Genomic DNA, 19,694 nt, shown 5'->3' with positions numbered 1-19,694 from the left:
ATTATTTTTCTGGTCGTGTAGCAATATAAACACCTATTGATGCAATTAAAAAACCAATTATATCAATATAGTATAAATTTTCGTTTAAAAATAACCAAGCCATCAAAGCAGATACAGATGGTATTAAAAAGAAAAAAGAAGTGGTTTTACTTGCCGAATTTTCTCTTATCAAAAACATTAGAATTGTAAAAGCACCAAATGAGACTAGCAAAACTTGATGACTCATAGCAGCTATGAAAGTAAAAGAAAAATTAATTTGAAATTTTGTAAAAAAAACTATTATTAATATATGGAATAAACATCCTCCGAGGGCTTGATAGGTATTACTTGTTTCTAGCGGTAAATTATTTGAGATTTTTTTTTGCCAAATTGTTGCAGATGTAATTGATACAAGAGAAATTATAGTTGCTATCACTCCATCAAAAGGAATATTTTTCCCTATGTCAAAACCCAAGACTAATACAGCACCTAAAAATCCAAGTAATATTCCAATCCACTGATGATAGGATACATTCTCTTTAAGAATTGGACCTGCCAATATGTTTGTTAGAATAGGTTGTAATGTTACAATTAATGCAGCTATACCAGTTGGCATTCCAACAGAAACTGAATAAAAAACTCCTCCAAGATAAATTCCATGAAACAAAACTCCACTTACCAATGATTGAATTAAATTTGATTTAGAAACTACTAGACTAAAATTTTTATATATTGAAAAAATTAAAAAACCTAGAGATACAAAAAAAAATCTAAAAGCTAATGCTGAAAAAGGTTCACTATGATCAACAATCGGTTTTGTTGTGATAAAAGCAGATGACCACAAAACAATAAAAATCAAAGGAAAAATCTTTGTCATTTATAAAAAACTTATATTAAATAAAGATTTAGAACAATTTAAAGAGGATGTTTTGCTCTATTAAGTTTTAAGACCTAAGTGGGTATATTTTATATTTAAGTAATCTTTAATAGCCATAGAACCACCCTCTCGTCCATATCCGGTTTGTTTAATACCTCCAAATGGTGCTTCTGCTATTGCAACCGTTGGCGTGTTAACAGCCACACATCCAGTTTCCATTAATTCAGAGGCTTTATGTGCTTTTTCCATAGAGTTTGTATAAATATAACTACACAATCCTAAATCATTATTATTTGCTCTTTCAACAACTTCATCAAAAGACTTGAAAGATAGTATAGGAACTAGAGGTCCAAATGGTTCTGTTTTCATTATAGTAAAATTATCATCAACATCGTCAAAAACAGTTGGCTCGTAAAAATACCCTTTGTTGAAGCCTGATGGTCGTTTTCCACCAATCAAAACTTTAGCACCTTCTTTTTTTGTTATTTCAACAAGCTCTTCAATTTCGCCTAATCTTTTTAAAGTTGTTATAGGACCCAATTGAACATCTTGCTCCATACCATTTCCTATTTTTAATTTTTTAGTTTTTTCTATAAATTTGTTAACAAATTCATCTTTCTTACTTTCTTGAATGTAAAATCTATTTGGGGAAATACATACTTGTCCATTATTTCTAAATTTTGCGGCAATGGCCATGTCAGCAACTTTTTCAATATTACAATCTTCAAATACAATAAAAGGAGAGTGACCACTTAATTCCATTGTTACTCTTTGAACTTTATCAGCTGCTTTCTTAAGTATTAATTTTCCAACTCTGGTTGATCCTGTAATTGAAACTTTTTTTACAATATTGGACTCAAGCAATTGCTCAGAAATCGAGGGAGGATCACCAGACAATAAATTAACAACACCATCAGGAACACCACATTCTTTGCAGATGTCAACTAATTCCATAACTGTTCCAGGTGTTATTACATCTGGTTTACAAATTACCGAGCATCCTGCAGCTAAGGCAGTAGAAATTTTTCTAGACGCTAATATTAAAGGAAAGTTCCATGGTACTAGTGCAGCAACAACCCCAACAGGCTGGTAGTATACATGAACTCTAGTATCTGAAAATCTACTTTCAACAGTTTGTCCATATATTCTTTTTGTCTCCTCTGAATTCCATTCAAAAATATCGGCTGCACCACCTGCTTCACCAACCCCCTCCACCAATGGTTTTCCAACCTCTAAAGTCATCCACTTGGCTAAAATATCTTTTTTCTCTCTTATCTTATCAGCTATTCTCCTTAAAACTTTAGATCTTTCCCAAGGTGTAGTATTTTTCCATTTTTTGAAACCACTCTCAGATGAGAGTAGTGCCTTTTCAACGTCTTCACGGCAGGCTTTTGATGCATGGCCTAAAATTTCCTCTGTTGCAGGATTTATTACTTCGTAGGTCTCATTATTTTGAGACTTTTGCCATTTACCATCTATAAATTGTCCAAACTTTTCATACATAATTTGAATTTATTATTTTAAATAATTTTACTGACATTTAGCATTAATAAAACCTAATAACTAATATTTTATTTCTATTTCAACACAATATGTTTTATTTTGATTTGTGGGTAAATAAATATGAACACCAAATTTAATAAATTAATAATAATTAGTATTAGACATCAGTAAATGAACATAGGTTTTATAGGCACAGGTTTAATGGGAGCCCCTATGATCAAAAATTTATTAAAATCAAAACATCAAATAAGCATATTTAATAGAACTATAAGTAAAGCTAGAAAACTCAAGAGATATGGAGCTTATTTATCTTATAAAATTGATGAATTAGTAAAAGATAAAGAGATCATAATTACAATGCTTACAGATGACAAAGCAGTAAACAATATAATTAGAAGCAAAACATTTTTAAAAAATGTTTGCAAAGAAACAACAGTAATAGATATGAGTTCAACTAAACCAAGTACTGCATTAGATAATTATAAAACATTAAAAAAAAAGGGAGTTTATTTTTTAGATGCCCCAGTATCAGGAGGGACTAAAGGAGCTGAAAGTGCTAGCCTTGCTATTATGGTTGGAGGAGAAAAAAAAATATATAAAAAAAATTTAAAAGTTCTAAAAATGTTAGGGATTCCAAATTACGTAGGAAAACCATCATCTGGTCAGGCAGCAAAACTCGCAAATCAAATTATTGTAGGAATTACTATTGGCGCAGTATCAGAAGCAATAATATTTTCTAAAAAATTGGGCCTTAAACCAATTAATGTTTTAAAGGCTTTAAAAGGAGGATGGGCTGATAGTAAAATATTACAAACTCATGGATTACGAATGATAAAAGAAGATTTTAAGGCCAGAGGTAAAGTTGCATCGCAATTAAAGGACATGGAGAATATTTTAAATACAGCTAAAATGAATAAGATAAATCTTCCTCTCTCAATGATTATTAGAAATTTGTATAAAAAATTATCGAAAAAAGGCTATGACAATTTAGATCACAGCTACTTGTACAAAGAAATAAAAAATTACTTTTAAAAATTTACGAGGAAAATGAAACTTTTAAGAATTGGAAAAAAGAATTATGAAAAACCAGCCATCTTAAGCAATGATGGTAAAATAATAGACATTAGTTCATGCATTAAAGATTTCAATCCTGATAATTTAAATTTTGAAACAATCTCAAAATTACAGAGTATAGACTTATCTTCTTTGCCAGAACTGTCTTCAAGCGAGAGAATTGGTTCTTGTATTACAAACCCAGGAAAATTTATTGCCATAGGACTAAATTTTTCTGATCATGCTGCTGAGACAGGATCAAAACCTCCATCTGAGCCTATAGTATTTATGAAGGCAACAAGTTGTATAAACGGTCCAAACGACGATATAGAAATTACTAAAGATTCAAAAAAACTTGATTGGGAAGTTGAATTAGGAATTGTTATTGGAAAACATGCTAAACATATATCTGAAAAACAGTCTCAAGATCACATTTTAGGATATTGTTTAGTAAATGATGTGAGTGAAAGAGAATGGCAAATTGAAAAAAAAGGTCAATGGGTTAAAGGCAAATCACATGACACTTTTGGTCCAATTGGTCCATATTTAGTAACTAAAGATGAAATTTCGAACGCAAATAGTTTAAACATGTCTTTGGACGTAAATGGAGTCAGAATGCAGACTGGTAACACAAATACTATGATTTTTAATGTGGATGTAATAGTTTCTTATTTAAGTAAATTTATGTCTTTGTATCCAGGGGATATAATAACCACTGGAACCCCTCCAGGAGTAGGTATGGGAATGAAGCCACAAAAATTTTTAAAACCTAATGACAAACTTAGGTTATCAATAGATAATTTAGGAGAACAAAACTCCAAAGTTGTATTAATATAGCGCAAAACAATAAGTTTTTATGATCAAAAGAGATTTATATTATGAGAGAATTCCAACAAAATCACTTAGAGATGATGTAAGACTTCTTGGAAATATACTTGGAAATGTGATTAAAAAACAAGAGGGTCAAACATTTTTTAATCTTGTTGAAAAAATTAGAAAACTTTCAAAAGCAAATACAGCTAATATTAAACAACAAGATTCATATAAAAAAATTTCGAAAACATTAAGTCAAATTAATCCAAGTAATACTTATAAACTTACAAGAGCATTTTCTCATTTTATGAATTTTATAAATCTTGCGGAGTCTATTGATGCTTCAAGAACTTTAGATGAATTTGAGAATAATAAAGCTAAAGCAAACAAAAATATTTTTATAGAGGAAATTTTTGAGGAACTTTTTAAGGATAGAAAAATTTCATCTAATAAAATCTATAATACTGCAAAAAATTTAAACATTGGTATTGTTTTAACAGCACATCCTACAGAGGTAAAAAGACGAACACTCATACAAAAATATCACAATATTACAGAGCTTTTAGAACAAAGAGAATTGATGAAAAGTTTTCCATCAAAACAAAAAATTATAGATAGAAAATTATATGATGAAATTACAATTATATGGAATACGGATGACTTGAAAAGAACAAAACCTTCTCCATTTGATGAAGCAAGATGGGGACTTGCTATAATCGAGGATAGTTTGTGGGAAACTATTCCAAAGGTATACAGGAGATTAAACAACATTTTTGTTAAAAATATGGGCAAAAGTCTTCCAAAAAATTTTAATCCAATTGAATTTGGATCTTGGATGGGTGGAGATAGAGATGGTAACCCAAATGTAACTGCAGAAGTGACTAAAGAAGTAATTTTATTATCTCGATGGGAAGCAGCAAAATTATACGAAAAATCTTTAACAAAATTAATTAGATCTTATTCAATGGGAAAATGCTCAAAAGAAATTAAAAAAAAAACTGGAGAGTCATTTGAACCTTATAGGGTTTATTTACGTCCGCTCAGAGATAAAATGAGAATTACTCACAGATCCATAGAACAACATTTAGTTTACAATAAACCATTGAATGAACAAATATTGCTAAATTCACGAGAAGAAATTTTAAAACCACTAAGAGTGGTTAGAAAATCTTTGGAAGAAAACCAAAATGAAAATTTAGCAAGTGGTGAATTATTAGATTTAATGAGAAGAGCTAAATGTTTTGGAATAAATCTTGCTAGATTAGATATAAGACAAGAGTCATCCAGACACTCCCAATTAATTGCAGAATATATAAAAAGAAAATATCAACAAAACTATTATAAATGGAGCGAAAAGAAAAAAATTAAATTTTTAGCAAATCAAATTAAAAAAAAGAGAAATTTATTAACTAATTTTGAATTTAAAAATAAAGAAAATAAAGAAGTTTGGTCAACTTTCAAAACAATCTCTAAACAACCAGATGAATGCCTAGGAGCATATGTCATTTCAATGACTTCTTCTATTTCTGACATAGTAACTGTCTCATTTTTACAAAAAGAAGCGCAAATCAAAAATAAATTAAGAGTTGTTCCATTATTTGAAACTTTAGATGATCTAATAAACTCAAAAGCTATTATGAATTCACTGTTTCAGGAAAAATGGTACAGAAAATTGATAAATAACAAGCAAGAAGTGATGATTGGTTACTCAGATTCCAGTAAAGATGCTGGTAAAATATGTGCAAGTTGGCATCAATATAAAGCACAAGAAGAAATAGTTAAACTTGCAAAAAAATTTAAAATTGACGTAACTTTTTTTCATGGAAGAGGTGGCTCAGCTGGTAGAGGAGGTGGTCCAATACAAGCTACACTAAGGTCTCAACCTCCATACTCTGTTAATGGAAAAATAAGAATTACTGATCAGGGAGAAGTTATACAGCAAAAATACGGTTATGAGCCATTAGCTAAATATAACTTATGCAGTTATATAGGGGCTGTTACAGAGGCAACTCTTAATCCTCCACCTGCACCAAAAAAGAATTGGAGAGATTTAATTGAAAAAATGTCAGATATTTCAAAAAGCTCATATAGAAAAAATATTAATCAAAATTCTGATTTTATTAGGTATTTTAAAACAGTGACACCACATGTGTCTTTAGGTAAACTCTTAATTGGATCAAGACCATCTAAGAGAAAAAATGTAGACAACATAAAAAGCTTAAGAGCAATACCTTGGGTATTTGCGTGGACTCAAATAAGACTTATGTTACCAGCGTGGTTAGGTAGCGCAGAGGCATTAAGATATTCTTCAATTAAGAAATTTAAAAGTACTCTTTTAGATATGGAGAAAAATTGGCCATTTTTTAATTCAATGTTAGATATCCTAGACATGGTAATTTCAAAAGTTGATCCAGAAATATCAAAGGTTTATGAAAAATATTTAGCAGATCATAAACTTATAAGAATTGGTAAAAAATTAAGATACCAATTTGAAACAATAAAAAAATTAAATAAAAAAATAACTCCTAAAGAAATAATTAATGCCAGAAAACAATTTAGGAATATTATCGTTGCAAGAAATATTTACACAGAGGTGCTCAATGTCATTCAGCCAATTGTTATATCGAAGCTAAAAATAACCAAAGGTAAAGAAAATAAAAAGAATTTAAATGATGCATTGTTAACTTCGATAGCCGGTATTTCTGCAGCAATGAAAAATACTGGATAATGTTAGAACTTTTTATTGCATTAAGTGCAGGTTTGATCAGTTTTTTATCACCGTGTGTTTTACCTTTGATACCAGGCTATGTATCCTATATTTCTGGTAGCTCCTTAAATGAACTTTTGGAAAGTAAGAAAACAAACATTTTTCCAATAATTCTATTTTCATTAGGTTTCTCAATTGTATTTATCAGTTTTGGAGCAACTGCTACATTTCTGGGATCATTAGTTTTAGACTACTCTTATGAATTAAGAATTATTGCAGGAATATTTATTATAATTTTCTCTCTTCAGATAATTGGATTAATTAATATTAAATTTTTAAACTATGAAAAAAGAGTGCATTCAAATATCACACCAAGTAATTTTGGATCTATTTTAATTGGTATGGCTTTTGGTTTTGGATGGACACCATGCATAGGTCCAATACTTGGATCTATCTTGGCTTTAGCTGCAGTTGAAGATAGTATCAACAAAGGAGTATTATTATTACTTTTTTATTCACTTGGTTTAGCAATACCCTTCGTTTTATCTGGATATCTTATTCAAAGATTTATGATTTTTTCAAAAAATTTAAAAAATAAGATGCAACTTATTTCCAAAATTGGTGGTGGACTTTTGCTAATTACAGGAATATTGATGATAACCAACCAATTACAGGCATTAGGTTATTATATTTTAGAGTATATCCCTGTACTTGGAAATTTTGGATAATTAATGAGAAAAATTTATCAGATTGATTGTAGCGCTAGAAAAGAAGGGTCAACATCAAGAAAATTGGCTCAAAAATTACTTCAAAAAATTAAAAAAAAAGATGATCAATTAATCTATAGAGATTTAGATGATGAAATGCTTTTTATTTCGGGTTTAACAGAGTCGGGGATGAAAATTCCAGTTGAACAACAAACAGAAGATCATAAAAAAATGTTCGAACTTTCTGATAAATTAGTTATTGAATTAAAAGAAAGCGATATAATTATTATATCTGTACCAATATATAATTTTGGTCCACCTGCAACGTTAAAAGCTTGGGCTGATCTTGCAGCAAGAGTTAAACTTACTTTTAAATATTCCGAAGACGGTGATAGAATTGGTTTACTTGAGGATAAACAAGTTTATCTAGTAATCACTTCTGGGGGAACCAAAATACAAGGTGATGAAGATTATTTAACACCCTGGTTAATTCATATGTTGAATTTTTTTGGTATTAAAAATATTAAAATCATTGCTGCTGATCAAATGGCATTGGATTATGAAAAATCCATCAAGCAGGCTGAAAATAAAATAGAGGAATTATTTAAAGATTAAATTTCCTTCTCAAATGTAACAACTTACCTTCTGTGCTATCAAAGTCTAAATAACACCCTTGTAAAAATCTATTACCCTCATTTGGATCGAAAGACGTTCTTCCATGAAGTAATCTATGATTATCCATCATCATTAAATCTCCAGGCATTAATCTAAATTCAATCCTATACTCATCAGAATTATATAAGTCTGATAAACATTTTCTTGCATTGTAATAAATTTCAAGTTTCTCTCTTTTCATTTGAGGCACATAATCCAATCTTGGACTAAATCTAACATTTTGAAAATTCCCTTTTTCATCTAAATGTATTAATTCAGCCCAACTTTCTAAAATTGTATCTTTATCTGAAAATTTAAATCTGACTTTAGTACTCGTTAAAATATTATAATAGTCTTGATTTAACTTTTTTAGATCTTCTGTAACTGTAAATCCATCAACTAAAGTTGAATGACCTCCTTTAACTTCATTTTCAATACAATGAAGAATTTGTATGCATGGAGGAAAAGGATTTCTGTAAGGATTATCTGTATGAGGAGATAAACTTAGCGCTGTATATGCTAAATCATTTGGATTAGGTTTTGATTTTACATTGAAATATTCACCAAAATTAGTTCTTTTAACACTGCCTATCATATTTCCAAATTTCACAAGAAAATTGTTATTTGTTGGTACATCTTGAATAACAACAAAGCCATATTTGTAAAAATTTATCAGTAAATTTAGCATTTCATTACTATCAGCAAATTTATCTGAAAATTTGAAATTTTTTATATTTTTGAAATCAGATTTCCATTTTACTTTTTCAATATCTATTATTTCGTTTGAATTTAAACTAAGTTCATCTGACAATTTTTTAATTTCAAATTTTGAGTCTACACCATCATTAAATTTTACTTTTAAAAACTCTCCATTTATTTCTGCATTTACAATTTCAACTGTTTGCTTCATTGAAGATGGATCAAACAATCGTTGCTGAGTACCCTCATCTAGATACTCTTTCTCACTGACACGTTCTCTTAACCAAAAGGGGTGAATTTCTTCTTTGTTTGATCCTATGAATGAGAATATTTTGTTTGAACTTACTTCAAATTTCATAACTTATTAAACATTCCTTCAAAAACTCTTCTTTTTCAAGTTAAATTCGTTTGTATTATTAAAATATTTTATTAATACGTGGTGCAATGAACAAAAACTTTAATTATAAAATTTACTTTAATTTTCTTAATCTTTTAGCAAAACAACTTACAAAATATTATTATTCGAAATTAGATAAACCTTTTAAGATAAGTAATAAATTAAAAGGAAAAGGCTATGATCCAGTAACAACCTCAGACAAAGCTTTCGAACGATTCATTAGAAAGAAAATTTTAGATCGATTTCCAGGTCACCAAATCATGGGGGAGGAGTATGGATTCAAGAAAACAAAAAGTGATTTTTCATGGGTAATCGATCCAATTGATGGAACGAGATCTTTCGTTACCGGTAATCCAACTTGGAGTAATTTAATATCATTAAATTATAAAGGAACTCCTATGGTAGGACTCGCAAATTTTCCTAAACTTAAAAAGTATTATCTTAACAAAGATGAAAAAAACTCATATTTATTTGAAAATGGAAAAAAAATTAAATTAAATGTTAATTCAAAAGTTTCTTTAAAAAATGCAAAGATTGCAGCAGCATTCCATGGGTATTTATCTTTTAATAAACAAAAAAAAATTCAAAAATTTATTAAGATAGTTAATTTTCCGTGTTTTGATGCATTAACTTACGCACAATTAGCAGAAGGAAGATTAGATGTTGTAGTTCAATGCGCAAATAAAATCTGGGACGTTCACGCAATCATACCCATTATAAATGCTGCAGGAGGAATACTTACCACATGGAAAAATGAAAATGGTAAACTTGCTGGAAATATTTTAGCATCAAGTAATAAATTAAATCATAAAAAAATTCTAAAATTGCTTAAGCCAGCAACATGAAAAATATAATTGTTCTTCAACACATTAAAATAGAAGACCCAGGATACATTAAAGATTTAATGATAAGCGATGGAATAAATTTAACAACTATAGAATTAGATGAAGGCGAAAAAATTCCAAAAGATCTTGATAGATTTGATGCTATGTTTTGTATGGGTGGGCCTATGGATACATGGATGGAAAACGAATACCCTTGGCTTATTGAAGAAAAAAAAAAAATCAAAGAATTTGTTATAGATTTAAAAAAACCTTATTTAGGTTTTTGTTTAGGTTGCCAATTGCTAGGCGAAGTCATTGGAGGCAAAGTTGTAAAATCATCAAAACCTGAAATTGGTATGTTAGATATTGATTTTTTAGAAAATAAAAAAAAAGATCAGTTGTTCAGTACGTTCCCTGATAAAATTAAATCACTACAGTGGCACTCGTATGAAGTTCAAAATTTAGAAAATATAAAATCTGTCACTCTAATAGCTTCATCACCTAAAACAAAATATCAAATTTTTAAATTTCAGGAGCATGCTTATGGGATACAATTTCATATTGAAATCAAAGATACTACAGTAAGTGATTGGGGGTGTGTGCCCGAGTATAAATCTGCTCTTGAAAGTCAGTTAGGAAAAGGTGCGCTTGCAAAATTTGATAATGATGCAAAAATCAATATGTCTTCAATGAATAAATATTCAACAATTCTGTATGATAATTTTAAGAAATTAGTCTGATAATTAACTTTTTTTTAATCCATTATTGAGCTAGATTTTTGATAATAATTTTTAGGAGGGGAAATGAAAACTTTCAAGTTTTTTAAGATTTTATTGACTTTTTTATTTGTTTTTGTCTCAACACAATCGTTCGCAAAAACAATTAAATGGTCAATGCAAGGTGATAGTTTAACACTTGATCCACATGCTCAAAATGAAGGACCAACGACACAGGTTTCAAGACAAGTTTATGAGGCTTTAGTTACAAGAGGCTTAGATATGACTATCGAACCTCAGTTGGCAACCAAGTGGAGCACAACAGATCCAAACACTTGGATTTTTAAATTAAGAGAGGATGTAAAATTTTCTGATGGTTCTAAAATGACATCAAGAGATGTTGTTTTTAGTATTTTAAGAGCAAAACAAAGAACATCAGATTTCAAAGAGTATATAAGTACAGTGTCAGGAGTAGAAGCAATCGATGACTACACTGTAAAAGTAACTACAAGCAAACCAAATCCTATACTTTTAAATCAACTTTCTAACATTTTTGTAATGTCTAGAGATTGGAGTGAAAAGAATTTTGCGGTTACAGCTCAAAACTGGGATGCTGGACAAGAAACTTTTTCAGCCACTAATGCAATGGGTACAGGTCCTTTCAAAATCACTCTAAGAGAGCCAAATACAAAAACAGTGTTTAAAAGAAACAAACATTGGTGGGGTGATATGAAAGATAACAAGGTAACTGAAATTCATTTACTACCAATTAAAAATGCAGCTACCAGAGTTGCAGCACTTTTATCAGGTGAAGTAGATTTAGTTACAGATGCTCCAGTTCAAGACTTAGCAAGAATTAGTAGCTCATCAGCTCACAAAGTAAACAGTACTGCACAAATGCGTACAATATTTTTAGGTATGGACCAAGCTGCAGATAAACTGAGAACAGGAAATACTGGTGATAATCCTTTTAAGAAAAAAGAAGTGAGACAAGCTCTGTATCAAGCAATTGACATTGAAGCAATTAAGAAGAAAGTAATGAGAGGCTTAAGCGAACCAGCAGGTATTATTACTTTTCCTGGTGTTAATGGCTATACTAAAGAACTTGACGCAAGATTACCATACGATGTTGATGCTGCAAAAAAACTTTTAGCAGATGCAGGTTATCCAAATGGTTTCGATGTTGAATTAAGATGTCCAAATGACAGATACGTTAATGACGAAGCAATTTGTACTGCAGTTGTAGGTATGCTTGGAAAAATTGGAGTTAATGTAAGCTTATTTGCACAAACAAAATCAAAACATTTCAAAGAGCTTAAAGACAATCAAGGTGATTTTTACATGCTTGGATGGGGTGTTCCTACATTAGATAGTCACTATGTATTTCACTACTTATATGAGTCTGGTGCTAGCTGGAATAAGGTAAATTTCAGCAACTCTGAGGTAGACGCAGCTATTAGAGTCATGGAAGGTGAAGTAGATTTAGATAAAAGAAATGAAGCTATTGCAAAAGCTTGGAAAATTGTAAAAGATGATATTTCTTATTTACCTCTACATCATCAAGTTATTTCTTGGGCATCAAAAAGTAATGTTGATGTTCCAATAAGACCGAATAACGAACCGTTATTCCGTTTTGCTAGTTTTAATTAACTAAATTTTTTACAGGCCCTTTAAATAAAGGGCCTGTAACTTCTAAACTTTCTTAAATTGATAAATTATTTCTTCAAACGTCTGTTTCAATCTGCACTAGTAATGCTAGTTGTTGCTTTAGTCTCTTTTTCTCTTTTTAATTTTGTTGGCGACCCAATTAATAATATGGTTGGAGAAGAAACCTCAGATGAAGAAAGAGAGGAATTAAGAGAAAGTCTAGGCTTAAATGATGGTATTTATGTTCAATTTTCTAGGTTTATAGTAAATGCCTCAAAAGGAGAATTTGGTATTTCATACCAATTAAGAAGACCAGTTTCTGATTTAATTATTGAGAGGTTACCAGCAACAATTGAATTAGTAGTTGTTTCAGCTTTAATAGCTTTAATCTCGGGAACCTTGCTTGGTGTGTACACAGGAATTAATAGAAAGGGATTTTTTAGTGACATTATTTTAGCAATTTCACTATTGGGAGTTTCACTCCCCACATTTGTAATTGGTATACTTTTTATTTATTTGTTTGCTGTTATTTTAGGAATACTACCATCATTTGGAAGAGGTGAGGTGGTAGATCTAGGTTTTTGGTCTACAGGATTTTTAACAGTCTCCGGATTAAAAGCGATAATTCTTCCATCTGTAACTTTAAGCTTATTTCAAATGACTTATATCATTCGTTTGGTTCGTGCAGAAATGATGGAAATACTTCAGACTGATTATATAAAATTTGCAAGAGCCAGAGGTATTAATGAAAAAAGTATTTATTATAAACATGCTTTAAAAAATGGATTAATCCCAGTCATTACTATTGCAGGGATTAATATTGGAACTTTAATTGCATTTTCTATTATTACTGAAACAGTTTTCCAATGGCCAGGTATGGGTTTCCTATTTATTCAGGCAGTACAGTTTGTTGATATACCAATAATGTCTGCATATTTAGTTTTTATAGCATTCGTGTTTGTAATGATAAATTTTATAGTTGATATTTTATATTATTTTATTGATCCAAGAATAAGGGTGAAAGGGGATAACGTTAGTGGATAATAAAATACAAACTACATGGGAAAGAATTAAAGATAGTGATATTTATTTTAGTTTTATTAAGTCACCTACAGCAATAATATCATCAATAATTTTATTTATTATTTTTTTCTGTTCATTTTTTGTAGAATTTTTATCTCCTTATGATCCTTTTGATCCATCTTCATTATCTTTAATGGAAGCATTCACCCCACCTTCTTGGACAGAAGAAGGAGTGGCTAAATTTATTTTAGGTACCGATGGACAAGGAAGAGACATGTTATCAACTATACTATATGGATCTAGAATTTCATTAATTGTTGGATTTTCAGCAATTATATTTAGTTTAGTTTTAGGTGTGTTTTTAGGTTTAACAGCAGGATATTTTGGAGGCAAGTATGAAATGATTGTAATGAGATTAACAGATGTACAGCTTACAGTTCCAAGTATTTTGATGGCACTCCTTGTAGACGGTATAGCTAGAGGAATTATTTCTAGAGAACTTCATGATGAGATGGCAATTTATGTTTTAATATTTGCAATTGGAATTTCAGAGTGGCCTCAGTTTGCAAGAGTATCAAGAGCTGCAACACTAGTTGAAAAAAATAAGGACTATGTTTCAGCATCTACAATAATAGGTGTTTCTAACATTATAATTATGTTCAAACATATTTTACCAAATATAATGAGACCAGTATTGGTCATAGGCACAATAGGTTTGGCACTTGCTATAATTGCTGAATCAACTTTAAGTTTTTTGGGTGTAGGTGTTCCACCAACAACACCTTCATTGGGCACACTAATACGACTAGGCAATGACTTTTTGTTTTCAGGAGAATGGTGGATAACATTTTTTCCCGCTATCTTTTTGGTAATATTAGCTTTTTCAATAAATTTGTTAGGGGATTGGATGAGAGATACTCTAAATCCAAGATTAAAAAAATGAGTTTTTTAAAAATACAGAACCTATCAGTAGACTATAAAATGAGAAGAGAGACCGTGTATGCAGCAAAAAATGTAAATATAGATGTAAATAAAGGAGAAATTCTAGGTTTAGTTGGAGAGTCTGGATCAGGTAAAAGTACCATAGGTAACGCAATCATTAATCTTATTGATGAGCCAGGGAGAGTTTCAAATGGGTCTATTATTCTTGGTGATATAAATATTCATCAAGATAATCAAAATTTTACAAATTTTAGAGGAAAAAAAATTGGATTAATATTTCAAGATCCTCAAACCTCGTTAAATCCAATAATAACAATTGGAGAACAACTCATTGAAACTATTCAAACTCATATAAAGTTAAGTAACGAGGATGCAAAAAATAAAGCAATTAAGTTATTAAAAGAAGTAGGAATTCAAGATGCGGAAAAAAGATTTAATAATTACCCACATCAGTTTTCTGGAGGTATGAGACAAAGAGTTGTTATATCTCTTGCACTTTGTTGTGAGCCTGAACTTCTTATAGCTGACGAACCTACCACAGCTCTAGATGTATCTATACAATCTCAAATTTTAGAATTGATAAAGAATTTAACTAAAAATCGAAATCTAGCAGTTATACTTATTACACATGACATGGGTGTAATTGCCGAAACAACAGATCGAGTAGCTGTGATGAAAAATGGCGAACTTGTAGAAATTGGGGAGACAAAGAAAATCTTAACTAATCCAAAACAATCATATACAAAGAGCTTAGTAAGTTCAGTTCCTCCAACAAATAAAAAAATATCTAGATTTATTATACTAGATAAAGAAAATCAAAATAATCAAGAAGCAAATCTTAAAATCTTAAATAGGTGGACTAAAAGAACTATTCAAAATAAAAATTTAGTAAGTGTTCAAAATCTTTTAAAAACTTTTGACGATAATTTCTTCACAGAAAATTCGAAAAATAGTGTAATGGCTGTAAACGATGTTTCTTTTAATATTAAAGAGGGAGAAATATTTGGTTTGGTTGGGGAAAGTGGAAGTGGAAAATCAACAATAGCAAAAATGATTGTTAACTTATTCAAACCAACTTCTGGAGAGATATATTTTGATGAAAATTGTATTACCAAAATTAAAAATAATCGTGAAATGCTTCAATTCAGAAAACAAATACAAATGATTTTTCAAGATCCTTATTCCTCTTTAAATAGTAGATTAAAAGTCAAAGATATAATTGCTGAACCTATACTTCTCCATAATCCAAAAATTTCTAAACTAGATTTAAAAAACTATATTTATGATTTATTAGACTCTGTAGAACTAATTCAAAGTTCAGCAGAAAGATACCCACATGAATTTTCTGGTGGTCAAAGACAAAGAATATCAATTGCAAGAGCTCTAGCCACTCAACCTAGATTACTAGTATGTGATGAACCAACTTCTGCATTAGATGTAAGTATTCAAGCACAAATATTAAATTTACTTAAGGATCTACAAGAACAACTTAATCTTACAATATTATTCATTAGTCATGATTTACCAGTTGTTAGACAAATGTGTGATAGGATAGGTGTTTTGAAAGATGGAAAATTATGTGAAATTTCAAATACAGAGGAATTATTTGAAAAGCCTAAACATGAATATACAAAAGAACTATTAAGACTAATGCCAAAAATTGAGACTATTTATAACTAAGGAGGAGATATGGCGATATTTAATATGATTGAAGAAAACGAAGCTACTGGAAAAGTAAAAGAGATATTTGAAGAAATTAAACAAAAAAGAAACATAAAGTCAGTGAACAATTTTTGGAAAATGTTAGCTAATGAGCCAGAAACTTTAGAGAGAACTTGGAATTCATTGCAGCAAGTAATGAAAAAAGGTGCTTTAGATGAGATGACAAAAGAATTAATTTATATTGCTGTTTCAATTACAAATAGCTGCGAGTATTGCATAAAATCTCATAGTTCTGCTGCAATTAAAAAAGGAGCATCAAAAGATATGCTTGCTGAACTTAACGCGGTAGTTGGAATGGCAAATGAAACAAATAAATTGGTTGAGTCATACCAAGTTAAAGTAGACGAAATTTATGAATGATAGAGCTCAAGCAATCCTAGATTTCTGGTTTGATGACCTAATAGTTGAGAAAAGATTTAAAAAAGATGAAAAATTTGATCAGTTAATTAGAGAAAAATTTGGAGAAGATCATAATAAAGCTACTTCAAATGAATATGATTATTGGCAAGATGAGCCGTTAACTTGTTTAGCTTTAATTATTTTATTGGATCAGTTTTCGAGAAACCTTTATCGAAATGATAAAAAGTCTTTTGAATATGATTTTAAAGCAAGATTGATTGTAAACGATGCTGTTTATAATGGATATCTTGATCAAATGGATGAATATCAAAGATTTTTTATGTTACTTCCATATATTCATAGTGAAGAAATTATCGATCACGATAGAGCATACAAGTTATTAACAAATTATCTAACAAATCATCCAAATTTTTTAGAAATTAAAAAATTTTGGAAAGATCATACAGCGGTAATTAAAAGATTTCATAGATATCCTCACAGAAATAAATTGTTAGGAAGAAGATCTACAGCTGAAGAAATTGAGTTTTTAGATCAACCCAATTCTTCATGGTAACTATTCTGTGTTACCTAATAGATTTACAATTAAAACACCAGTAATTATTAATAATAAACCAATGATAGTTGTAAAATTTGGAATTTGATTAAATTTTAAAACTCCTACTACACTTGTTGCTATAATACACAATCCTGCAAATGATGCATAAGTAACTCCAACAGAAATTGATTTCATTACAAGTGAAAGTGTAAACATACAGCCAACAATTGTAATTGCAGTTAAAATACTTGGAATTAATATAGTAAAACCTTGAGCACTTTTTGCAAAAGCATTGGAAGCTGTTCCTAAAATTACAGCTACAATTAAATATACATATGCATTTAAATTACTCATTATTTTTTGACCAATTTATTGCATCTTCCATTCTATCATCTCCCCAAAAAATTTCGTTACCCACAACAAAAGAAGGACTTCCGAATATTTTATATGATCTTGCACTTTCAGTGTTTTCTAAATATTGTTTTTCTATTTCTTGAGAATTTGCATTATTTACAATTTTTTCTTTATCCAAACTAAGCTCATGACATATCTCAGAAATATTTGGTTCTGTAGCCGGTTCTTTTCCATCTTGGAACCATCTCTTGTAAGTCAATCTTACATAATCAATTCCCCAGCCTTCCTTTAATCCTAATATTGCAAGTTTATTTGCTAAATCAAATTCACTTAATGGGTAAGGCACAGGAGTTTGTGCAAAAAAACCATAACCTTTAGCTCTTCTCTCTATATCTCTCCACATATAATCAACCTTATTCTGTTTATCTTTTGGAAAAGGTATATTGTTCATTTCCTTCATTATTGCTCTCACACTAAATGGAACCCAATTAAATTTTACATTAAATTTCTTTTCAATATCTAATATTCTAGTAACTGTTAGATAAGTATAAGTGCTTCCAATTGAAAAATAAAAATCAACTTTATTCATTACTTATATTAACCTATTATTTAGTGATTTTATCTACAATTTTTTTAACTATAGGAGCAACAATTGAGGTTGCTATCATTGCAACTGGAAAACTCACAGACCATGCAGTTATAAATCTTTTAAAATAATCTTTATCAAAGCCAGTATTAATATAGGTTATTAGGAGAGTCATCATGAAACTCATCCCACATCCCATTAAAACTATAAATAATAGGTTTGAGTATTTTTTTGAAAACAAAATTTAAATTTTAAATTTAAAATATTTTATTTATTCATCGGGGTTGCACCAGTTTCAAGTGCAAACACTTTGCCATCCTTAAATTTAAAAACAGCCATTACTGCTTCTTTATTTCCATCATTAAATGTAACAAATGCGTGTTCAACACCAATTTCATCATTTTCATAAATAACTCTAACTTTATCTCTATTGATATCTCCACTCATTGCCCATTTTACTACATCGTCTTTTTTTAAAACAGTTCCTGATTTATGCATCGTAAAAGTATAATCGTCATGAATTATATCTCTTAATGCTGCCTCATCTTTACTCTCCATGGCTTTATTATATTTAGCTAGAATTGACATTTTTATTCTCCTTTTATTATTATTCCATTTGATATTGCATTATCTAAACGGATTTTCTTTATTGGTTTGTATTCCTCTGAGTTATACCATTCCTGAGCTTTCTCATAACTAGGAAACTTTATCACAATAGTTCTTGGGTGTTCCCAATTACCCTCTATTAGTTCAAATTCTCCACCTCTTACAATATATTCTGCTCCAAATTTCTCTGCGACTGGTTTTACTTTTTCAATATATTCTTTATAATTTTCTGGGTTTGTAATTTTAATATTAAAAATTACGTAACCACTCATTATCTGAAATTTTAATATAAAGTTTGAACAACCTTCTCAACACGTTCTTTGCCATTTGGTATGGTTTTTTCCAAAAAAGCATGGCAATCGTCGGTTAATTCTTTGCTGTACTTTGAACCATAATGTTTATCTACAGCTTTGTTAACTCTTTCATCCCAATCTGCTTCAGTAATTCCAGTTTCCATTGCATATGTTTTCCAAACTTTAACTGATGAAATTGATTTTTCTTTCATGCTATATTCAAAAGTTTCTCCCGATGGTAAAAAATAGTTAGCCATATATATTCCAACACAATCTAAGGCTTTCTCAGTATCTTTCTTACTTAAAACTTCAGCATAAGTATTGTTGACTACTGTAAAACTAAAAAATATAAAAATGTATTTTTTAATTGATTTCATAATTACACTTAAAGATTTACTTTAGATAACTCATATAACTGAGCATTCTCTACACATTCTGCATATATAGCTTTAGCTGTAGGATTTTTTCCAGTTACAAAATCTTTCATTCCAACTTCATTATGAACAGAAACTTTAAATAGCATTCCACTTTTATCTGGTATCATAGCTCCAACAGTTTTTTCTGGATAAGCAACACTTTTTCTAACTCCCATACCTTCATCTGATTGCATCCATCCCATGAAAGTTTCTAATTTACCTTCTTTAATTTTTAAATGTACTAACATTTCTTTTTCCATTTTTTCCCTTTGTTAAATTTT

The 19,694-nt window shown here is 29.7% G+C and carries 23 protein-coding genes; 13 read left to right on the top strand and 10 right to left on the bottom strand.

Annotated elements, in window-relative coordinates; translation table 11 throughout:
• Position 1: 1 nt before the first annotated feature.
• Both B8063_RS01010 and B8063_RS01005 read right to left on the bottom strand, forming a co-directional pair.
• Entirely contained in the window at positions 2–856 is an 855-nt protein-coding gene (locus tag B8063_RS01010) for a DMT family transporter (RefSeq protein ID WP_075521208.1), read from the bottom strand.
• Positions 857–916: 60 nt separating this feature from the next.
• Positions 917–2,359 (bottom strand): NAD-dependent succinate-semialdehyde dehydrogenase, encoded by a 1,443-nt coding sequence (locus tag B8063_RS01005; protein WP_085068612.1) that lies wholly within the window; start codon positions 2,357–2,359, stop codon positions 917–919.
• A 171-nt stretch (positions 2,360–2,530) separates the two neighbouring features.
• Between B8063_RS01005 and B8063_RS01000 the strand changes: the two genes are divergently transcribed.
• Genes B8063_RS01000 through B8063_RS00980 form a run of 5 tightly spaced genes read left to right on the top strand, consistent with a single transcriptional unit; the run spans position 2,531 to position 8,254 of the window.
• Positions 2,531–3,391 (top strand): NAD(P)-dependent oxidoreductase, encoded by an 861-nt coding sequence (locus B8063_RS01000; protein WP_085068610.1) that lies wholly within the window; start codon positions 2,531–2,533, stop codon positions 3,389–3,391.
• Between the two features lie 15 nt (positions 3,392–3,406).
• On the top strand, positions 3,407–4,249 hold the full coding sequence (locus B8063_RS00995) for a fumarylacetoacetate hydrolase family protein (RefSeq protein WP_085068608.1): 843 nt from the start codon (positions 3,407–3,409) through the stop codon (positions 4,247–4,249).
• Between the two features lie 19 nt (positions 4,250–4,268).
• Positions 4,269–6,953: a phosphoenolpyruvate carboxylase gene (ppc, locus tag B8063_RS00990; protein WP_085068606.1), complete on the top strand. Its 2,685-nt coding sequence runs from the start codon at positions 4,269–4,271 to the stop codon at positions 6,951–6,953.
• Positions 6,953–7,660, top strand: a complete 708-nt coding sequence (locus tag B8063_RS00985) for a cytochrome c biogenesis CcdA family protein (protein ID WP_085068604.1) — start codon at positions 6,953–6,955, stop codon at positions 7,658–7,660. The genes ppc and B8063_RS00985 overlap by 1 nt, the downstream gene beginning before the upstream one ends.
• Positions 7,661–7,663: 3 nt before the next feature.
• Complete coding sequence (locus B8063_RS00980; protein WP_075521214.1) at positions 7,664–8,254, top strand: FMN-dependent NADH-azoreductase; 591 nt, start codon at positions 7,664–7,666, stop codon at positions 8,252–8,254.
• Here the strand turns inward: B8063_RS00980 and B8063_RS00975 are convergent.
• A complete protein-coding gene (locus B8063_RS00975) occupies positions 8,244–9,350 on the bottom strand; it encodes a TauD/TfdA family dioxygenase (RefSeq protein WP_085068602.1) in 1,107 nt (368 codons plus the stop codon). The genes B8063_RS00980 and B8063_RS00975 overlap by 11 nt on opposite strands.
• 86 nt (positions 9,351–9,436) lie before the next feature.
• On the opposite strand from B8063_RS00975, the gene B8063_RS00970 reads away from it, so the two are divergent.
• The 8 genes from B8063_RS00970 (at position 9,437) to B8063_RS00935 (ending at position 17,176) form a co-directional block, all read left to right on the top strand.
• A complete protein-coding gene (locus B8063_RS00970; protein WP_085068600.1) occupies positions 9,437–10,234 on the top strand; it encodes an inositol monophosphatase family protein in 798 nt (265 codons plus the stop codon).
• Positions 10,231–10,953, top strand: coding sequence for a type 1 glutamine amidotransferase (locus B8063_RS00965; protein ID WP_085068597.1), 723 nt, complete (start codon positions 10,231–10,233; stop codon positions 10,951–10,953). The genes B8063_RS00970 and B8063_RS00965 overlap by 4 nt, the downstream gene beginning before the upstream one ends.
• A 63-nt stretch (positions 10,954–11,016) precedes the next feature.
• On the top strand, positions 11,017–12,579 hold the full coding sequence (locus B8063_RS00960) for an ABC transporter substrate-binding protein (RefSeq protein WP_085068595.1): 1,563 nt from the start codon (positions 11,017–11,019) through the stop codon (positions 12,577–12,579).
• Between the two features lie 57 nt (positions 12,580–12,636).
• On the top strand, positions 12,637–13,620 hold the full coding sequence (locus B8063_RS00955) for an ABC transporter permease (RefSeq protein ID WP_232311402.1): 984 nt from the start codon (positions 12,637–12,639) through the stop codon (positions 13,618–13,620).
• Positions 13,613–14,542, top strand: coding sequence for an ABC transporter permease (locus B8063_RS00950; protein WP_082256605.1), 930 nt, complete (start codon positions 13,613–13,615; stop codon positions 14,540–14,542). Before B8063_RS00955 ends, B8063_RS00950 begins: the two co-directional genes overlap by 8 nt.
• Entirely contained in the window at positions 14,539–16,221 is a 1,683-nt protein-coding gene (locus B8063_RS00945) for a dipeptide ABC transporter ATP-binding protein (RefSeq protein WP_085070829.1), read from the top strand. The genes B8063_RS00950 and B8063_RS00945 overlap by 4 nt, the downstream gene beginning before the upstream one ends.
• A 24-nt stretch (positions 16,222–16,245) precedes the next feature.
• Entirely contained in the window at positions 16,246–16,623 is a 378-nt protein-coding gene (locus tag B8063_RS00940; protein WP_198150965.1) for a carboxymuconolactone decarboxylase family protein, read from the top strand.
• Entirely contained in the window at positions 16,616–17,176 is a 561-nt protein-coding gene (locus B8063_RS00935) for a DUF924 family protein (protein ID WP_085068591.1), read from the top strand. The genes B8063_RS00940 and B8063_RS00935 overlap by 8 nt, the downstream gene beginning before the upstream one ends.
• Here B8063_RS00935 and B8063_RS00930 read toward each other — a convergent pair whose 3' ends face one another.
• From B8063_RS00930 to B8063_RS00900, 7 genes are read right to left on the bottom strand one after another with little or no spacing between them, the layout of a single operon-like run.
• On the bottom strand, positions 17,177–17,512 hold the full coding sequence (locus tag B8063_RS00930; protein ID WP_085068589.1) for a DMT family transporter: 336 nt from the start codon (positions 17,510–17,512) through the stop codon (positions 17,177–17,179).
• On the bottom strand, positions 17,505–18,101 hold the full coding sequence (locus B8063_RS00925; RefSeq protein ID WP_085068587.1) for a 2-hydroxychromene-2-carboxylate isomerase: 597 nt from the start codon (positions 18,099–18,101) through the stop codon (positions 17,505–17,507). Before B8063_RS00925 ends, B8063_RS00930 begins: the two co-directional genes overlap by 8 nt.
• Positions 18,102–18,117: 16 nt before the next feature.
• Positions 18,118–18,339, bottom strand: coding sequence for a DUF2798 domain-containing protein (locus B8063_RS00920; RefSeq protein ID WP_075520364.1), 222 nt, complete (start codon positions 18,337–18,339; stop codon positions 18,118–18,120).
• Positions 18,340–18,365: 26 nt separating this feature from the next.
• Entirely contained in the window at positions 18,366–18,686 is a 321-nt protein-coding gene (locus B8063_RS00915) for a nuclear transport factor 2 family protein (protein ID WP_085068583.1), read from the bottom strand.
• A 2-nt stretch (positions 18,687–18,688) separates the two neighbouring features.
• Positions 18,689–18,976 (bottom strand): DUF1330 domain-containing protein, encoded by a 288-nt coding sequence (locus B8063_RS00910; RefSeq protein WP_232311401.1) that lies wholly within the window; start codon positions 18,974–18,976, stop codon positions 18,689–18,691.
• A gap of 11 nt (positions 18,977–18,987) precedes the next feature.
• Positions 18,988–19,374: a hypothetical protein gene (locus B8063_RS00905; RefSeq protein WP_085068580.1), complete on the bottom strand. Its 387-nt coding sequence runs from the start codon at positions 19,372–19,374 to the stop codon at positions 18,988–18,990.
• Positions 19,375–19,382: 8 nt separating this feature from the next.
• Positions 19,383–19,673, bottom strand: coding sequence for a hypothetical protein (locus B8063_RS00900; RefSeq protein ID WP_085068578.1), 291 nt, complete (start codon positions 19,671–19,673; stop codon positions 19,383–19,385).
• Between the last annotated feature and the right edge of the window lie 21 nt (positions 19,674–19,694).

This window comes from Candidatus Pelagibacter sp. RS40, from assembly GCF_002101295.1.
In the GTDB taxonomy this organism is placed as follows: domain Bacteria; phylum Pseudomonadota; class Alphaproteobacteria; order Pelagibacterales; family Pelagibacteraceae; genus Pelagibacter.
The sequence above is the reverse complement of the archived record's forward strand: the minus strand, read 5'-3'. Positions and strand labels throughout refer to the sequence as shown.

Coding starts and splice junctions, on each gene's coding strand:
- ppc (WP_085068606.1), top strand. CDS start 4,269: ATGATCAAAAGAGATTTATATTATGAGAGAATTCCAACAAAATCACTT.
- B8063_RS01010 (WP_075521208.1), bottom strand. CDS start 856: ATGACAAAGATTTTTCCTTTGATTTTTATTGTTTTGTGGTCATCTGCT.
- B8063_RS00960 (WP_085068595.1), top strand. CDS start 11,017: ATGAAAACTTTCAAGTTTTTTAAGATTTTATTGACTTTTTTATTTGTT.
- B8063_RS00930 (WP_085068589.1), bottom strand. CDS start 17,512: ATGAGTAATTTAAATGCATATGTATATTTAATTGTAGCTGTAATTTTA.
- B8063_RS00965 (WP_085068597.1), top strand. CDS start 10,231: ATGAAAAATATAATTGTTCTTCAACACATTAAAATAGAAGACCCAGGA.
- B8063_RS00995 (WP_085068608.1), top strand. CDS start 3,407: ATGAAACTTTTAAGAATTGGAAAAAAGAATTATGAAAAACCAGCCATC.
- B8063_RS00975 (WP_085068602.1), bottom strand. CDS start 9,350: ATGAAATTTGAAGTAAGTTCAAACAAAATATTCTCATTCATAGGATCA.
- B8063_RS00945 (WP_085070829.1), top strand. CDS start 14,539: ATGAGTTTTTTAAAAATACAGAACCTATCAGTAGACTATAAAATGAGA.
- B8063_RS00905 (WP_085068580.1), bottom strand. CDS start 19,374: ATGAAATCAATTAAAAAATACATTTTTATATTTTTTAGTTTTACAGTA.
- B8063_RS00925 (WP_085068587.1), bottom strand. CDS start 18,101: ATGAATAAAGTTGATTTTTATTTTTCAATTGGAAGCACTTATACTTAT.
- B8063_RS00940 (WP_198150965.1), top strand. CDS start 16,246: ATGATTGAAGAAAACGAAGCTACTGGAAAAGTAAAAGAGATATTTGAA.
- B8063_RS00980 (WP_075521214.1), top strand. CDS start 7,664: ATGAGAAAAATTTATCAGATTGATTGTAGCGCTAGAAAAGAAGGGTCA.
- B8063_RS00935 (WP_085068591.1), top strand. CDS start 16,616: ATGAATGATAGAGCTCAAGCAATCCTAGATTTCTGGTTTGATGACCTA.
- B8063_RS00985 (WP_085068604.1), top strand. CDS start 6,953: ATGTTAGAACTTTTTATTGCATTAAGTGCAGGTTTGATCAGTTTTTTA.
- B8063_RS00900 (WP_085068578.1), bottom strand. CDS start 19,673: ATGGAAAAAGAAATGTTAGTACATTTAAAAATTAAAGAAGGTAAATTA.
- B8063_RS01000 (WP_085068610.1), top strand. CDS start 2,531: ATGAACATAGGTTTTATAGGCACAGGTTTAATGGGAGCCCCTATGATC.
- B8063_RS00915 (WP_085068583.1), bottom strand. CDS start 18,686: ATGTCAATTCTAGCTAAATATAATAAAGCCATGGAGAGTAAAGATGAG.
- B8063_RS00970 (WP_085068600.1), top strand. CDS start 9,437: ATGAACAAAAACTTTAATTATAAAATTTACTTTAATTTTCTTAATCTT.
- B8063_RS00910 (WP_232311401.1), bottom strand. CDS start 18,976: ATGAGTGGTTACGTAATTTTTAATATTAAAATTACAAACCCAGAAAAT.
- B8063_RS01005 (WP_085068612.1), bottom strand. CDS start 2,359: ATGTATGAAAAGTTTGGACAATTTATAGATGGTAAATGGCAAAAGTCT.